Raw genomic sequence first — 15,551 nt, 5'->3', positions numbered from 1 at the left:
GTGGGAGAGAGGGGCGGAGGGGGGTCAGCGGGCCGTCCGCCGGCGGTAGAGCAGGGAGCCGGCGGTGCAGCTCGCGACGAGGAAGCCGGCGAGCCACGCGACGGCCGTGAGGACCGTCGACGCGTCGGGCGCGCCTGCGAGCAGCCCGCGGAACGTCTCGATGACCGGCGTGAACGGCTGGTTCTCGGCGAACCCGTGCAGCCACGACGGCATGGTGTCGATCGGGACGAACCCCGAGCTGAGGTAGGGCACGAACAGGAAGAGGAAGTTCACGGACTGCGACGCCTCGACGCTCAGCACGAGGCCGAGCGCCACGCTCAGCCACGTGAACGTCAGCACGGCGAGGACCGCGAACGCGACGAGCCCCGCCCAGTCGGCCGGCCCGGCGTCGGGCCGGAAGCCGAGCGCGAGCGCGACACCGACGACCACGACGGCGGACGCGAGGTTGCGCACGACGCTCGCCACGACGTGCCCCCACAGCGCGGACGGCCCGAAGATCGGCAGGGTCTTGAACCGGTCGATCGTGCCGGACGTCATGTCCTGCGCGACGCCGACCGCGGCCGTCGCGGAGCCGAACCCCAGGCACATCACGAGCACGCCGGGCACGACGTAGTCGATGTAGTCGTCCCCGCCGATCGCCCCGCCGAAGATGACGACGAAGACGAGCATGATCATCACCGGCAGCGCGAAGGCCGTGACGAGCCCGTCGACGCTGCGCAGCTGGCGGCGGGTCTCGCGGCCGACCATCGTGCGGACGTCGCGCGCCGCGGTGGCCGGGGTCTGCCGCGCGCGCGGCCGCGTGGTGCGGGACGGCCGGGGCAGCGTGGTCGTGGGTGCGGCGCTCATCGGGCGCCCTCCTTCCGGGTCAGGGCGAGGAACACGTCGTCGAGCGTGGGCCGCACGACGCTGACCCCCACGACCGCGAGCGCGTGGGCGTCGGCGGCCGCGAGCACGTCGCGGATGGTGCGGACGGGGTCGTCGCTCGGTGCGGTGAGCGAGAGGTCCTTCGCGTCGGCCGTCGGGCGGGCCAGCCCGATCGAGGGCGCGAGCCCGACGGCGGCGGCCAGGCTCTCCCGGTCGTCGAACGCCACGCGCACGTGGTCGCCCGCGACGAGCGCCTTGAGCTCGGCGGCCGTGCCCCGCGCCGCGACGCGGCCGTCGTGCAGGACGGCGATCGTGTCGGCCAGGCGGTCGGCCTCCTCCAGGTACTGGGTCGTCAGCAGGACGGTCGTCCCGTCGGCGGCGAGGCCCCGCACGACCTCCCACAGCTGCGCGCGCGACGCCGGGTCGAGGCCCGTCGTCGGCTCGTCGAGCACGAGCACCGCCGGGTCCGCCACGAGGCTGATCGCGAGGTCGAGGCGGCGGCGCATGCCGCCCGAGTAGGTCCCGACCCGCCGGTCCGCGGCGTCGGTGAGGTCGAAGCGCTCGAGCAGCGCGGCGGCGCGCGGGCGCACCGCCCGGCGGGGGAGGTGCGCGAGCTCGCCCATCATCACGAGGTTCTCGCGGCCCGTCTGGAACTCGTCCACCGACGCGTACTGGCCCGTGAGCGCGATGGTCTCGCGCACCCGCGCGGCGTCGTGCACGACGTCGGCGCCCGCGACGCGGGCCGTGCCGCCGTCGGGCCGGACGAGGGTCGTGAGGATGTTGACGGTCGTCGTCTTGCCCGCGCCGTTGGGCCCCAGCAGCGCGAAGATCTCGCCGCGGCGCACGGTCAGGTCGACGCCGCGCAGCACGGCGTGGTCGCCGTAGGACTTCTCCAGCCCCTGCGCGGCGATCATCGGTCCGGTCATCGCCTTCTCCTTCTCCGTCGGCCGTTCGTGTGCGGCGCACACTGTTCGTGTGCACCATAAACTGTGTGTACACCATAAACACCGGCGCGAGTGGGGGTCAAGGGTCGAGGAGGCGCTTCGGGGGAGAGGGGCCTCGCGCTCAGCCCGCGCGACGACGGGGAGCGCCGGTGAGGACCAGCCCGATCCCGGTCATCACCACGAGCGCACCCAGCACGACGGCGACCGGCACCGTCCACGTCCCCGTCGCCGTCTGCAGCGCCCCGGCCGCGGTGGGCGCGACGGCGGCCAGGCAGTACCCGACGGACTGCACCGTCGCCGACGCCTGCCGGCCGCGCCGGACCGTCGGGTACCGCTGGGCGACGAGCGTGAAGATCACGACGAAGTTCGCCGCCTGGGCGACGCCCGCGGCGGACGCCCACACCGCCCAGAGCCCCGGCGCGACGAGCAGCCCCACGGGCAGCGTCAGCCACAGCACCGCGATCCCGACGAACGTCTGCCGCAGGCTGAGGCGGCGCGCGGCGAGCGGCACCGCGAGACCGCCGACGATCGCGAAGCCCTGGAACAGCGACGCCGCGCCGCCCGACGCGGAGCGCGGGATGCCCGCGAGGTCCTCCAGGACGAGCGGCAGCCACGCCGTGAGCGCGTAGAAGCTCGACGACTGGAGCGCGAACATCGCGCACAGCCACCACGTGAACGGCGTCGCGAGCACGTGGCGCTCGCGGGCCGTCGTCGGGTCGGTGCCCGTGACGCCCTCCGCCGCGGCCGCCGCCAGCGCGTCCGCCGCGGCCGCATCCCCGGTCGCCCTGGCCTCCGTCTGCGATGCCGCCGGGTCGGGCGCGGTCTCCGCCGACACGCCCCGGGGCTCGCGCGCCTCGCGCGGCACCGCGCGCAGCCACCACACGAGCGCGACGACCGCGAGCACCGACCACGACGCGAGCGCCCAGCGCCACCCGACGGCGTCCGCGAGCGGCGCGGTGAGCGCCGTCGTCGCGACGGTCCCGACGTTGATCGCCGCCGTGTACAGCCCCGTCACCGTCGCGACGTGCCCGGGGAAGTCGCGCTGGGCGATCATCGGCACCGCGAGGTTCGCCGTCGTGATGCCCAGCCCGAGGAGCACCGTGCCCGCGAACGTCCCGGCCGCGCCGAGCGCCGCGAGGTCCGCCGAGCGCAGGACCGTCCCCGCGACGATCAGCGTGAGCGCGACGGCGATCGCCGTCCGCAGCGACGACCGCCCGAGCAGGCCCGCGACGGCGGGCGTCGCGAGCGCGAAGCACAGCACCGGGATGCCGGTGAGCAGGCCCGCCGCGGCGGCGGTGAGGTCGAGGTCGGCCGCGACGTCCGCGACGACGGGCGGGAGCGCCGTGAGCGGCGCCCGCAGGTTGACGGCCACGAGCAGCACGGCGACCAGCAGGACCCCGTCGATCCCGCCGCGGAACGTGCTCGGGCGGGGCGGCCGTGACGACGGCATCGGGCGGGGACCTCCGGGTGCAGGCGCGTGCGGCGACGCCCGCCCGGTCGTCCGGGCCGTCGGTCAGTCGTCGAACTGTCCTCCGACTGTACGCAGGAGCGCCGCGAGCGCAGGTCGCTCGCCCGGCTCGAGCGCGTCGAGGATGCGGGCCTCGACGGCGAGGAGGTCGGTCATCGCCGTGTCCACGCGCTCCAGGCCCTCGGGCGTGAGCTCGACGAGCACGCCGCGCCGGTCGTCGGGCGAGCGGCGGCGCACGACCAGCCCGCGCTCCTCGAGCCGGTCGATGCGGTTCGTCATGGTCCCGCTCGTCACGAGCGTCTGGGTGACGAGCGCCCCGGGGGAGAGGCGGTACGGCTCGCCGGCGCGGCGCAGCGCGGACAGGACGTCGAACTCCCACGTCTCCAGGTGCCCGCGCGCGAACGCCGTGCGCCGCGCCCGGTCCAGGTGCCGGGCGAGCCGGTCGACCCGGGAGAACACGGTGAGCGGCTCGACGTCGAGGTCCGGCCGCTCGCGCTGCCACGCCGCGACGATGCGGTCGACCTCGTCCTCGTGCTGCTGGTCCATGACGCGAGGGTACTCGACGTGTCTCGACGTCAAGACTCTTGACGGCTCGCCGGCCGTCGCGGCGCGTCGCAAGACCCGCCGCCGCGAGGTAGAGCCCTGGCCCCGCGAGGTAGAGCCGCTGTCCGCCGAGGTAGAGCCGCTGTCCCACGAGGTAGAGCCGCTGTCCGCCGAGGTAGAGCCGCTGTCCGCCGAGGTAGAGCCGCTGTCCGCCGAGGTAGAGCCGCTGTCCGCCGAGGTAGAGGCGTGGTCGCGCGGGCCGTGCCTGGGCGCGCACCTACCAGGGCGACACGAGCACGGGGTGGGGCGACCCACCGTCGTCGACCACCGGACCTGGCCTCGACCTCGCCGAACCCGGGCTCTACCTCGCCGAACCGAGGCTCGACCTCGCCGAACCCGGCCTCTACCTCGACGAACGTGGGCTCTACCTCGGCGGACCAGGCCTCTACCTCGACGAACCGCGCCTCTACCTCGGCGGGCGGGGCGGCCCCCCGTCAGGACGTGCGCAGGGCGTCCGTGAGCTTGACGCGGGCGCCGGTGCGCAGGACGGCGTTGGAGTAGATCTTCGCCGCGAGCCACACGAGGAGGGGGATGACGGCGACGGAGAGGCCGAGCGCGACGAGGGCCTCCCACGTCTCGGCGCTGCCGAGCGCGATGCGGACCGGCATGAGCAGCGGCGAGCACAGCGGCACGTACGACAGCCAGACGACGAGCGGGTTGTCCGGCGCCCACGGCGCGACGGAGACGCCCACGATGTACGGCACGATCATGAGGAACGTGACGGGCGTGGTGACCGCGCCGACGTCCTCCTGGCGCGACACCAGCGCGCCGAGGCCGGCCATGAGCAGCGCGTAGCTGACGAAGCCGACGACGAACCACACGAGCGCCCAGGCCGCGGCGGTCCCGAGGTCGATCGTCGAGGTGTCGACGAGGCCGAGGCCGAGCGCGGTCCCGACGCCCGCGAGCACGACGAGCGCGACCTGCCCCAGCCCGACGAGGCCGATGCCGAGGACCTTGCCGGCCATGAGCTGCCACGGGCGCACGGTCGAGAGCAGGAGCTCGACGACGCGGCTCGTCTTCTCCTCGACGACGCCCTGCGCGATGAGCTGGCCGCTGATCATGATGGCCATGAAGAGCAGGATGCCGGTGACCAGGCCGGTGACGTAGCGCGCCGGGTCGAACTCGCTCGGCTCGCCGATGGTGCGCACGTCCGGCGCGGCGGTCGCGACGTCGCCCGCGACCTGGGCGGGGTCGCCCCCGAGGCTCGCGACGGCGTCGGACAGCGCGGTCTGCTGGGCGAGCGTGGTGAAGACGGCCGTGAGGCCCGACGACAGCTCGGTGTCGACGACGACCGTGGGGGAGCCGACGCTCCCGGTGACGAGCGCGTCGAGGTCGCCGTCGCGCACCTGGGCCTCGCCCGCGGCGTCGTCCGCGACGTCGACGGTCTCGACGTCGGTCCCGAGCGTGCTCCCCGTGGTCTCGATCGCCTCGGCGAGCGCCGCGGTCTGCGGCGTGACCCCCACGCGCTCGGCGCTCGGGCCCGACCCGTTCGCGAGATTGAGCACGACCCCGCCGAGCACGACGGCGCCGACGAGGATCACGGTCAGCCACACGAACGACTTGGAGCGCAGCCGCGTCATGATCTCGCGGCCCGCGACGAGGCGGATCGCGCCCCAGGACGTCAACGAGGTCCCCGTGCTCATGCCCCCACCTCCACGGTCTCGGCGGCCGTCGCGGCCGGCTTCTCCTCGGCGCTCACGACGTCGCGGTACAGCTCGGTGAGCGACGGCCGGACGAGCGCGAACTCGTGCACGGGCCCGGCGGCGAGCGCCGCGCGCAGCACGGCCTGCTCGCGCCCCCCGGTCCCGTCGCCGGTCGACCCACCGGGCACGAGCTCGACGACGGTGCGCGACCCCTCCAGGCTGACGGCCCGCGCGTCGGGCACGGCGCCGATCCACGTGGCGCCGGGCGGCCCGTCCACGACCCAGCGCTCCTGCTCGGTGCGACGGAGCTCGTCGATCGTGCCGACCTCCACCATCGCGCCGTCCTTGATGATGCCGACGCGGTCGCACAGCCGTTCCACGAGGTCGAGCTGGTGCGACGAGAACACGACGGGCACGCCTGCCTGGGCGCGGTCGCGCAGAACTCCGCTCATGACGTCGACGGCGACGGGGTCGAGCCCGCTGAACGGCTCGTCGAGCACGAGCAGCTCGGGGTCGTGGGTGAGCGCGGCGGCGAGCTGGACGCGCTGCTGGTTGCCGAGCGAGAGCTTCTGCACCTCGTCGCCGCGGCGCGCCTCGACGCCGAGCGTCGTGGTCCAGCGCTCCATCGCGTCCTTCGCCGCCGCGGCGGACAGCCCGTGAAGCCGGGCGAGGTAGACGAGCTGCTCGCCGACCTTCATGCGCGGGTAGAGGCCGCGCTCCTCCGGCATGTAGCCGATGCGGCGGCGGGCGGCCAGGTCGAGGGGCCGGCCCTCCCACCGGACCTCGCCGCCGTCGGCGGCGAGGACGCCGAGGACGATGCGCATCGTCGTCGTCTTGCCGGCGCCGTTGGAGCCGACGAAGCCGAAGATCTCCCCGGCGCGGACGTCGAACGACGTGCCGCGCAGGGCGCGCACGTCGCCGTAGGACTTGGTCAGCGAGTCGATCTCGAGTGTCGCCATGCGTTCCACACAACCACGCGCGAGCGCGCGCGGCACGGGACAGATGTCACGTCCTGGCCGTGCGGGAGCAGGGGGTGCGCCCCTGCCGACGTCGGGCCCGCCGGTCAGCCGAGGTGCTCGTCGCGCACCGTGGGCAGCGTCCGCGCGGCCCGCACGGCGAGGCGCAGCATCGTCCCGGTCGCCTCGTCGACGGCTGCGGCGTCGTCGCGCCGGACGGCGTCGAGCGAGACCCAGAGCAGCTCGCGCGCGAGCGCGGCGTCCTGCTCGTCGAGCCGCCCGGATACCGACTCGACGGCGCTCATCGCGACGAGCACGCGCATCACGGCCGACGTCGGGGGCGCGACGCGCACGCGCCGGATCTCCACGGCCCGGCGCAGCGCGCGACGCTCGACCCGCGTGAGGCGCGGGCCCGTCACGTGCAGGAGCACGACGGTGAGGAGCGCGGCCACGAGGCCGAGGACGGCGGCGAGGAGCAGGGTCTCGGGCGTCGCGAGGTTCCGCCCGGCGACCAGCGCGGCGAGCGCGGTGGTCACGCCTGCGACGAGACCGACCCGCACCACGTCGACCGACGCGCGCCACTCGGCGTGCCGACGCACCCGGTCGAGCTCGTAGGGCGTGAGGCCCGGGACGAGCACGTCGGTGCGCTGGACGACGCGCGCGGGCGCGCCCGGGACGTCGCCCTGCAGACACCGTGCGGTCGTCCAGGTCACGTACCCCCAGACCGTGGGACGGATCTCGTCCCGTGGGTCGCCGTACCCCTGGTCGGCCGACCGGTCGTGCCCGTGCATCCGCTGCCCCGCTTCGTCGTTCTGCTCTGCCGCCAGAGAGACGGGCTGACCCCGCTGTCATGACGCGGGTTCGGGGAGCGGATCTGCGTCAAGACCTCGTGGTGATGAGGTGCGGCCGCTTCTCCATGTCCGCGAGGCCGTTCCAGGCGAGGTTGACGAGGTGCGCCGCGACCTCCGTCTTCTTGGGGGAGCGCGCGTCGAGCCAGTACTGACCGGTGAGGGCGACCATGCCGACGAGCATCTGCGCGTAGATGGGCGCGACCTTCGGGTCGAGGCCGCGCGTGCGGAACTGGTGCGCCAGGAGGTGCTCGACCTGCGTCGCGACGTCGCCGATGAGGCTCGAGAAGGTGCCCGTGGCCTGCGCGACGGGGGAGTCGCGCACGAGGATCCGGAAGCCGTCCTCCGACGCCTCGATGTAGGACAGGAGGGCGAGCGCGGTGCGCTCCAGCAGCACCTTCGGGTGACCGCCCTCGTCGAGCGCGCCCGACAGCGCCGCGGTGAGCGCCTGCACCTCGCGGTCCACGACGACCGCGTAGATGCCCTCCTTGCCGCCGAAGTGCTCGTACACGACGGGCTTGGACACCTCGGCGCGCGCGGCGATCTCCTCGACGCTCGTCCCCTCGAACCCCTTCTCGGCGAACAGCCTGCGGCTGACGGCGAGCAGCTGCTCGCGCCGCTGGCTCGCGGTCATGCGGGATCGGGGGGTGCGCCTGGAGTCTGCCACGGGTCCATCATGCCGTGCGGGCGGTCGCCGCAGCCGGAGGGTCCGCGCCCGCCGGCGCGGGCGTCGTCGGGCGGGCGCGCGCGGGTGTGGTGCGGGCCACGCCCCGCGTCCGGCGCGGATGGGGCGAGACGGGCACGCGCGGCGTCGGGCACGGGGACCGACCTGGCAGACTGTTCCCGGACCCGGCCCGCCCGCCGCGGCCCGGGTCGAACCGGGGGCGCGGCGACGGGCAGGTGACGTGCACGTGCCGAGCACGTGAGACGGCGTCGCCGGGTCCGGTCCGCCTTGGTGTAATCGGCAGCACAAGGGTTTTTGGTGCCCTTGGTCCAGGTTCGAGTCCTGGGGGCGGAGCTCGTGCCACCGATCCCGAGGGGAACACCCATGGAAGCTCAGCAGGGCACCGACACCACCGTCGCCCCCGCTGCCGTGATCGTCCTCGCCGCAGGCGAGGGCACGCGGATGAAGTCGTCCACCCCCAAGATGCTGCATACGCTCGCGGGCCGCAGCCTGCTCGGGCACGTGCTCGTCGCGGCGCGCTCGCTCGACCCGGCCCTGCTCGCCGTCGTCGTGCGGCACGAGCGCGACCGCGTCGCCGAGCACGCGGTGTCGGTCGACCCGGACGCGGTCGTCGTGGACCAGGACGAGATCCCGGGGACGGGCCGCGCCGTGCAGTGCGCGCTCGTCGCGCTCGACGCGAAGGCGCACGCGCAGGCGCTCGTCCACGGCGTGCCCGACGGCGAGGAGGGGCGCGGCGTCGGCGACGGCCTCGAGGGCCCCGTGGTCGTCACCGCGGGCGACACCCCGCTGCTCGACGGCGGCACCCTCGCCCAGCTCCTCGCGGCGCACGTCGCCGACGGCAACGCCGTGACGATGCTGACGACGCAGCTCGACGACGCGACGGGCTACGGCCGCGTCGTGCGCGACGACGCGACCGGCGACGTCCTGCGCATCGTCGAGCACAAGGACGCGTCGGCCGACGAGCTCGCGATCCGCGAGATCAACGCGTCGATCTACGTCTTCGACGCCGCCGTCCTGCGACGCGGGCTCGGCACGCTCGGCCGCGACAACGCGCAGGGCGAGGTCTACCTGACGGACGTCGTCGCCGCGGCGCGCGCCGAGGGCGGCGTCGTGCGGGCGCTCGTCTCGGACGACCCGACGGTCGTCGAGGGCGTCAACGACCGCGTGCAGCTCGCGACGCTGCGCGCCGAGCTCAACCGCCGGATCCTCGAGGACTGGATGCGCGCGGGCGTGACGGTCGTCGACCCGGCCACGACGTGGGTCGACGTCGACGTCGAGCTCGCGCGCGACGTGACGCTGCTCCCGGGGACGCAGCTCCACGGCGCGACGGTCGTCGCCGAGGGCGCGACGGTCGGCCCGGACACCACGCTCACCGACACCGAGGTCGGCGCCGGCGCGACCGTGACCCGCACGCACGGCTCGCTCGCGGTCCTGGGCGCGGGGACGTCCGTCGGCCCGTTCGCGTACCTGCGGCCCGGCACCGTGCTCGGTGCGCAGGGCAAGATCGGCACGTTCGTCGAGACGAAGAACGCGGAGATCGGCGAGGGGTCGAAGATCCCGCACCTGTCCTACGTCGGCGACGCGACCATCGGCGACCACACGAACATCGGCGCCGCGTCGGTCACGGTCAACTACGACGGCGTGCACAAGCACCGCACCGTCATCGGCTCGCACGCCCGCACCGGCGCGGACAACATGTTCGTCGCGCCCGTGAGCGTCGGCGACGGCGCGTACACCGCCGCCGGGTCCGTCATCCGCCGCGACGTGCCCGCGGGCGCGCTCGGCGTGAGCGGGGGCCAGCAGCGCAACATCGAGGGCTGGGTCGAGCGGCGTCGCGCCGGCACGCCCGCCGCCGAGGCCGCGGCCGCCGCGCGCGCCGCGGACCCGGAGGCGCCCCCGCTCGGGGCGCAGGCGCAGGCCCAGCTCGCGGACCAGAGCGCCGCCGCGACGGCCGACCGCCCCACCCCGCCGCCGCCCGCGCCCGAGCTCGAGCACACGCTCGAGGCGCTGCGTGGCGGTCGTCCCGCCACCACGACAGACTGACCGCGACCGGCCAGCCGACCTCAGACCTACCCCCGCACCCGGAAACCCCACCGAAGGAACCCACTGGTATGAGCAGCACGATCGCCGGCAACGGGGAGAAGTCCCTCGTCCTCGCCTCGGGGCGCGCGCACCCCGAGCTGGCCAACGACGTCGCGCGGGAGCTGGGCATCGACCTGCTGCCCACGACCGCGTACGACTTCGCGAACGGCGAGATCTACGTCCGGTTCGGCGAGTCGGTGCGCGGCTCGGACGTCTTCATCCTCCAGAGCCACACCGCGCCGATCAACCAGTGGATCATGGAGCAGCTCCTCATGGTCGACGCCGCGAAGCGCGCCTCGGCCCGCACGATCACGGTCGTGCAGCCGTTCTACGGGTACGCCCGCCAGGACAAGAAGCACCGTGGTCGCGAGCCGATCTCGGCGCGCCTCATGTCCGACCTGTTCACCGCCGCGGGCGCCGACCGCCTCATGAGCGTCGACCTGCACGCCGCGCAGACGCAGGGCTTCTTCGACGGGCCGGTCGACCACCTGTGGGCGATGCCGATCCTCACGGACTACGTGCGCTCGCGCGTCGACACGTCGAACGTCACGGTCGTCTCGCCCGACGCGGGCCGCATCCGCGTCGCCGAGCAGTGGGCCGCGAAGCTCGGCGGCGGGCCGCTCGCGTTCGTCCACAAGACGCGCGACGTCACGCGCCCGAACCAGGCGGTCGCGAACCGCGTCGTCGGCGACGTCGAGGGCCGCGACTGCGTGCTCGTCGACGACCTCATCGACACCGGCGGCACGATCGCCGAGGCCGTGCGCGTCATCCTCGCCGCGGGCGCGCGGTCGGTCATCGTGGCCGCGACGCACGGCGTGCTGTCCGACCCGGCGGCCCAGCGCCTGTCCGAGTGCGGGGCGAGCGAGGTCGTCATCACGGACACGCTGCCCATCGCGGCCGAGAAGCAGTTCCCGCAGCTCACGGTGCTCTCCATCGCGCCGCTCATCGCGCGCGCGATCCGCGAGGTGTTCGACGACGGCTCGGTCACCTCGCTGTTCGACGGCAACAGCTGAGGCTCAGCCCAGCCACCCGGCCAGCGCGGCGCGCAGCCGGTCGCGCTCCGACGACGTGAGCCGCAGGCGCACGACGCGCGACCGCACGGCGCGGGCGACGTCGTCGGGGAGGCCCTGCCCGGCCGGGGGCAGGGCGCCCACGTCGTGTACGAGCAGCACGTCGAGCACGTCGCAGCGGCCCGGGAGCGCCGGGAGGTCCGCCGCGAGGTGCGCGGCGGCGCGCACCGTCGCGGCCTCCTCGGGCGTCGTCCCGAGGAGCGCCGCGAGGTCGGGCGGGGAGACGGCCACGATCCGCTGCTCCGTCGTCAGGCCCCACGCGCGCAGGGCCGGCGCGTACCGGGCGAACGGGGCGACCGCGAGCAGGTCGAGCGGGTCCTGGCCGAACTCCGCGGCGTACTCCGGCCGCTCGCGGTACGCGGCCAGCATCGGGTCGTCGTGGAGCCACGCGCGCAGGTCGGCGAGCACGACCGCGCGCCGCAGGTGGTCGGTCGTGCGGAGCGCGTCCGCGGCACCGAGCGGCGTCGTGCGGACGGCGTACGTGCACGCCAGGTTGTACTCGCCGGTCGGGGTCGTGGGGGACGGCGCGTCCGCGCCCTCGGGGTCGCGGGCCAGGGCGGCCCGGTAGGCGAGTCGCAGGCGCTCGCGGGACGTCTCGGCCGACCTGGCCGTCGCGACCGACTCGGCCGTCTCGCTCGACCCGGCCCGATCGCTCGGTTCCGTCCCCGGTGCCGGCGGCACCCCCTGCGGTGCCACGGGCTCCAGCGCCCGGGCCGCGGCCTCCGCCTGGCGGTAGAGGCTCTCGACGGCGTCCTGGAGCCGGACGACGAGCGCGTCCTCCCGCCCCGCGGCACGCTCCACCGCGAGCGCCTCCAGCAGCGCGCGGACCGCGTCGACGGCGGTCGCGTCGAGCCCGCCCGCCGGGTCGTCCCCGTCGCGGCCCGGGGCGAAGCACGCGTTGACGGTCGTCGCGGCGCGCGAGTACTGGGCCCGCAGCCGCAGCGAGCGGTACCCGCTGCGGCCCGCCGTCCGCGCGACGAACCGGTCGAGCCAGCGGCCGTACGCGTCGAGGTCCTCGCGCAGGGTGTGGTGCCTGCCCTCGGCGTGCGCGAGGGCGACCTGGGCCAGGTCGTTGCGCGGGTCGACGTCGACGGCGCGCGCGAGGAGCTCCCGCTCCCGGTCCGGCGCGTCGGTGAGGTCGCTCTGGGCGACGTACTGGAGGGCGAGGCTGCGCCACGACGTCGCCCCGCACAGCCCCTCGAAGCCCGCGTGGTGGCGTGCCAGCGTCAGCAGCACGACGGCCGCGGCGGCGCGGTAGAGGTCGACCTGCGCCGCGGCGGCGGCCGACGTCGGGTCCTCGGGGTCGAACCGCAGGAGCCCCGCCCGGTCGAGCGCGGCGGAGCCCGCGGCCCGTCCGTTCCTCGTGACGACGACGGCCAGGTGGTCGGCGTCCCGCTCCTCGACCGTGACCCGCCAGGGGACCGACCCGACGACGCCCTGGGCCAGGCTGACGACCGCCTTGACGAACGCGCCCTGGGGCAGCTCGGACAGTGCGGACCCGCTGAGGGCGCTGATGTCCGTGCCGCGGGGCACCTCCAGGCCGCGCGGCGGCTCGGCGCCCAGCTCGCCCAGGAGCGCGACGAGGCGCGCCCCGCCCGTCCCCTCGTGCGACGTCGTCCGGTCGCCCGAGCGGCCCGACGTCACCTCGATCGTCAGCCGCAGCCGGGTCGCGAGGACGGTGGCGACGAGGAGCACGCCGAGCGCCGCCACGACGGCCCCCGCCGCGAGGGAGCCCGCTGCGACAGGCCCTGCCGCGACGGTGCCCGGGCCCCCGAGGGCGCGGGCCGAGAGCACGACGGCCGCGACCGCGGCGACGCCGTCCACGGCGGTCGCCCACGCCCACCAGCGGGTGCGGTCGTGGCGGGCACCCGGCGCGACGAGCCGCCCGAGGGCGAGCGCCACCGCCACGACACCGGCGACGAACCCGAGCACGAGGACCACCACCGCGAGGGCCGCGCCCGCGACGCCGGAGCCCGTCCATGTGCTCGCGCCCGCGGCGGGACCCCACACGAGGAGCGCCGCGCCGGCGACGAGGGCGCCCCACCCGGCGGCGCCCGCGCGCACGCGCTCGCTCGCGGACAGCACGGGCCAGCGCAGCGTCACGGGGACGACGAGCCGCGCGACGACGGCGAGCACGAGGACGCCGACGAGGAGCGCGAGCAGGGGCGGGCCCAGGGGCGAGACCACCTCGACGAACCCGTCCCAGGCGGACGCCGCGCGGTCCGGGACCGTCGTCTCCTCCTCCTGCGCCGCGCGGACCACGGCGGCGGCCCGCGCGTCCTGCGCGTCGAGCGCGAGCGCCTGCTCCGCGCGGGCCTGCGCGGCGGCCCAGGACTCGGCCTCCCCGGACGTCGGCCGCGCCCCGCCGGGCTCGAGGGCCTCCGCCTCGGCGGCGAGCGTCGCCGCCGTGTCCCGCGCGGCGACCGCCGCGTCCCGCACGTCGGCGCACGCCGTGGCCCGCGCCGCCGGGTCCGCGGGGGACGTGGCCGTCGCGCGGTAGGCGTCGACCAGCGCGACCGCGTCCCGGGGGCGGGAGTCGTCGAGCAGCGCGAGCGCGTCGGCGCACGCGCGCGGGGTCGTGGCGGCCGGGTCGGTGCCCGGGGCGTCCGCGGCGGCCGCCCCCGGGGCGGGGGCGAGCGCGACGAGCAGCGCTGCGAGAGCGAGGAGTCGTCTCACGCGGACCTCCCGGGTGCGGGGGACGGGCACGACGTCGTGCCCCTCTGACACGAGAGTGGCAGGCCGCGGGCCGTCCGTGCCGCGCTCACCCGGGTGAAACGGGGGCGACCCCGGGCGGTCCGTGCGAGCATGACGGCCATGAACGGCTCTGGGGTGACGACCACCGGTCAGGGAGCGGTGACGGCCACGCCGGACGTCGCCGTCGTCGAGCTCGGCGCCGAGGCGAGCGCGCCCGGCGTCCAGGACGCGCTCGACCGCGCCAACGCCGGGCTCGCCGCGGCGCGGGACGCGCTCGTCGCGCACGGCGTGGCGCCGTCCGACCTGCGCACGTCGCAGACGTCCACGTGGACCGAGCAGCGCGAGGACGGCCCCCGCACGACCGCGCGCCTCACGCTGCGCGCGACGCTGCGCGACGTGGGGGCGAGCGGCGAGGTCGTGCGCGCCGCGCTCGACGCCGCCGGCCCGGTGGGCCGGCTCGACTCGACCAGCCTCGCCGTGGGGGACCCCGGCCCGCTCGCGGCCGCGGCGCGCGAGACCGCGTTCGCCGACGCCCGCGCCCGCGCCGAGCAGTACGCCCGCCTCGCGGGACGCTCGCTCGGCCCGGTCGTCGAGATCCGGGAGGACGACGGCGCGCCCGGCCCGGTGGCGCGCGTCCTCGCGGCGAAGGCGACGAGCGACGCGCTCGTCGTGGAGCCGGGCAGCCAGGAGGTCCGCGCGACCGTCACCGTCCGGTGGGAGCTCGCCGACCCGGCGGACCGGGGCCCGGCGTCGCCGACGGCGTGAGACCTGCACCGGGCACCGGTGACAAACGGCAGGTGCCCGGCCCCGCCGCCCGGTCCTAGCGTGGACGCATGCTCATCCTCGAGGACTACCTGCTGCTCACGCTCGACGACGTGACCGGGAAGGCCGTCGTCGACGCCTCGTACCGCGAGCAGGTCGCGGCGGGCGCGCTGCTCGTCGAGCTCGCCCTGCTCGGCCGGGCCGACCTCGCGGGCGACGGCGACGGCGGCCGGGTGGGCCGCATCGTCGTCCGGGACGCGTCCCCGACGGGCAACGCGCTCCTCGACGAGGCGCTCGACGTCGTGCGGGCGCGCGAGGGCTCCACGCCGAAGGCGCTCGTCGCGCCGATCGCCAGGCTCCGGCCCGCCGCCCGCGCGGTCGAGGCGCTCGCGGAGCGCGGTGTCCTGCGGCGCGAGGAGGGCCGCGTGCTCGGCATCTTCCCGACGACGCGCTTCCCCGCGGCGGACTCCCGCCACGAGGACGCGGTGCGGGCCGACCTGCGACGTGTCCTCGGCGAAGGGAAGGCGCCGGACGCGCGCGCGGCGGCGATCGTCGCGCTGCTCGCCGCGACGGGCCAGGCCGGCCGGGTGCTCGCGACCGGCGGCAGCGACGCCGACGGCGGGCCCGGACGCACCCCCGCGGGGCGTCGCGACGTCGACGCCCGGGCGCGCGAGATCGCGCGCGAGAGCTGGGCGAGCGAGGCCGTGCGCGCGTACGTCGAGGAGGTGACCGCGGTGATCCTCGTCGGCGCGACCGTGGCCACGACCGTCGCGACGACCACCGCGACGGGCTGAGCGTTCGATCTCGCCCGGGTGAAATGACGGCGGGGCCCTCGTGGCCGTCGCCGTCGCGAGGGTAGGTTCGCACGGTCCGCGTCGGTCCCGACGGCCGGGGGTCTCCCGGTCCGGTCGTGGCAGCGCCCGCGCGGTCCC

General features: G+C 76.0%; 13 protein-coding genes and 1 tRNA gene. 5 read left to right on the top strand and 9 right to left on the bottom strand.

All coding sequences use genetic code 11. The features are described from left to right. Nucleotides 1-24 precede the first annotated feature (24 nt). From RDI86_RS13735 to RDI86_RS13700, 8 genes are all read right to left on the bottom strand, one after another. On the bottom strand, nucleotides 25-846 hold the full coding sequence (locus tag RDI86_RS13735; RefSeq protein WP_251176943.1) for an ABC transporter permease: 822 nt from the start codon (nucleotides 844-846) through the stop codon (nucleotides 25-27). Further along, nucleotides 843-1,790, bottom strand: coding sequence for an ATP-binding cassette domain-containing protein (locus tag RDI86_RS13730; protein ID WP_308821595.1), 948 nt, complete (start codon nucleotides 1,788-1,790; stop codon nucleotides 843-845). Before RDI86_RS13730 ends, RDI86_RS13735 begins: the two co-directional genes overlap by 4 nt. 139 nt (nucleotides 1,791-1,929) lie before the next feature. Next, the gene (locus RDI86_RS13725; protein WP_308821594.1) at nucleotides 1,930-3,258 is read right to left on the bottom strand and encodes an MFS transporter; all 1,329 of its coding nucleotides are present in this window, start codon (nucleotides 3,256-3,258) and stop codon (nucleotides 1,930-1,932) included. Nucleotides 3,259-3,321: 63 nt separating this feature from the next. Continuing rightward, nucleotides 3,322-3,822 (bottom strand): MarR family winged helix-turn-helix transcriptional regulator, encoded by a 501-nt coding sequence (locus RDI86_RS13720; RefSeq protein ID WP_021482856.1) that lies wholly within the window; start codon nucleotides 3,820-3,822, stop codon nucleotides 3,322-3,324. 491 nt (nucleotides 3,823-4,313) lie between these two features. Further along, a complete protein-coding gene (locus RDI86_RS13715; RefSeq protein ID WP_021482857.1) occupies nucleotides 4,314-5,522 on the bottom strand; it encodes an ABC transporter permease in 1,209 nt (402 codons plus the stop codon). Continuing rightward, a complete protein-coding gene (locus tag RDI86_RS13710; protein WP_076406284.1) occupies nucleotides 5,519-6,481 on the bottom strand; it encodes an ABC transporter ATP-binding protein in 963 nt (320 codons plus the stop codon). Before RDI86_RS13710 ends, RDI86_RS13715 begins: the two co-directional genes overlap by 4 nt. 104 nt (nucleotides 6,482-6,585) lie before the next feature. Continuing rightward, complete coding sequence (locus RDI86_RS13705) at nucleotides 6,586-7,191, bottom strand: hypothetical protein (RefSeq protein WP_163188138.1); 606 nt, start codon at nucleotides 7,189-7,191, stop codon at nucleotides 6,586-6,588. A gap of 166 nt (nucleotides 7,192-7,357) precedes the next feature. Then, nucleotides 7,358-7,960 carry a TetR/AcrR family transcriptional regulator gene (locus tag RDI86_RS13700; RefSeq protein WP_163188222.1) on the bottom strand — a complete coding sequence of 201 codons (603 nt, stop codon included), beginning with the start codon at nucleotides 7,958-7,960 and terminating at the stop codon, nucleotides 7,358-7,360. A 312-nt stretch (nucleotides 7,961-8,272) separates the two neighbouring features. Between RDI86_RS13700 and RDI86_RS13695 the strand changes: the two genes are divergently transcribed. The 3 genes from RDI86_RS13695 to RDI86_RS13685 all read left to right on the top strand — a co-directional run bounded on the left by RDI86_RS13695 (nucleotide 8,273) and on the right by RDI86_RS13685 (nucleotide 11,106). Beyond that, nucleotides 8,273-8,344 (top strand) — tRNA-Gln (locus RDI86_RS13695). 30 nt (nucleotides 8,345-8,374) lie between these two features. After that, nucleotides 8,375-10,054 carry a bifunctional UDP-N-acetylglucosamine diphosphorylase/glucosamine-1-phosphate N-acetyltransferase GlmU gene (gene glmU / locus RDI86_RS13690; protein ID WP_061268698.1) on the top strand — a complete coding sequence of 560 codons (1,680 nt, stop codon included), beginning with the start codon at nucleotides 8,375-8,377 and terminating at the stop codon, nucleotides 10,052-10,054. A 68-nt stretch (nucleotides 10,055-10,122) separates the two neighbouring features. Then, nucleotides 10,123-11,106 carry a ribose-phosphate diphosphokinase gene (locus tag RDI86_RS13685; protein ID WP_024841193.1) on the top strand — a complete coding sequence of 328 codons (984 nt, stop codon included), beginning with the start codon at nucleotides 10,123-10,125 and terminating at the stop codon, nucleotides 11,104-11,106. A gap of 3 nt (nucleotides 11,107-11,109) precedes the next feature. Here the strand turns inward: RDI86_RS13685 and RDI86_RS13680 are convergent, their stop codons facing one another. After that, on the bottom strand, nucleotides 11,110-13,839 hold the full coding sequence (locus RDI86_RS13680; protein WP_308821593.1) for a hypothetical protein: 2,730 nt from the start codon (nucleotides 13,837-13,839) through the stop codon (nucleotides 11,110-11,112). Between the two features lie 138 nt (nucleotides 13,840-13,977). Between RDI86_RS13680 and RDI86_RS13675 the strand changes: the two genes are divergently transcribed. Both RDI86_RS13675 and RDI86_RS13670 read left to right on the top strand, forming a co-directional pair. Then, on the top strand, nucleotides 13,978-14,622 hold the full coding sequence (locus tag RDI86_RS13675) for an SIMPL domain-containing protein (protein ID WP_308821592.1): 645 nt from the start codon (nucleotides 13,978-13,980) through the stop codon (nucleotides 14,620-14,622). Nucleotides 14,623-14,690: 68 nt separating this feature from the next. Further along, nucleotides 14,691-15,413, top strand: a complete 723-nt coding sequence (locus tag RDI86_RS13670; protein ID WP_308821591.1) for a GPP34 family phosphoprotein — start codon at nucleotides 14,691-14,693, stop codon at nucleotides 15,411-15,413. Nucleotides 15,414-15,551: the final 138 nt, after the last annotated feature.

It is taken from the genome of Cellulosimicrobium sp. XJ-DQ-B-000 (genome assembly GCF_031119065.1).
Taxonomy (GTDB): domain Bacteria; phylum Actinomycetota; class Actinomycetes; order Actinomycetales; family Cellulomonadaceae; genus Cellulosimicrobium; species Cellulosimicrobium funkei.
This window is presented reverse-complemented; position numbering and strand designations above follow the sequence as displayed.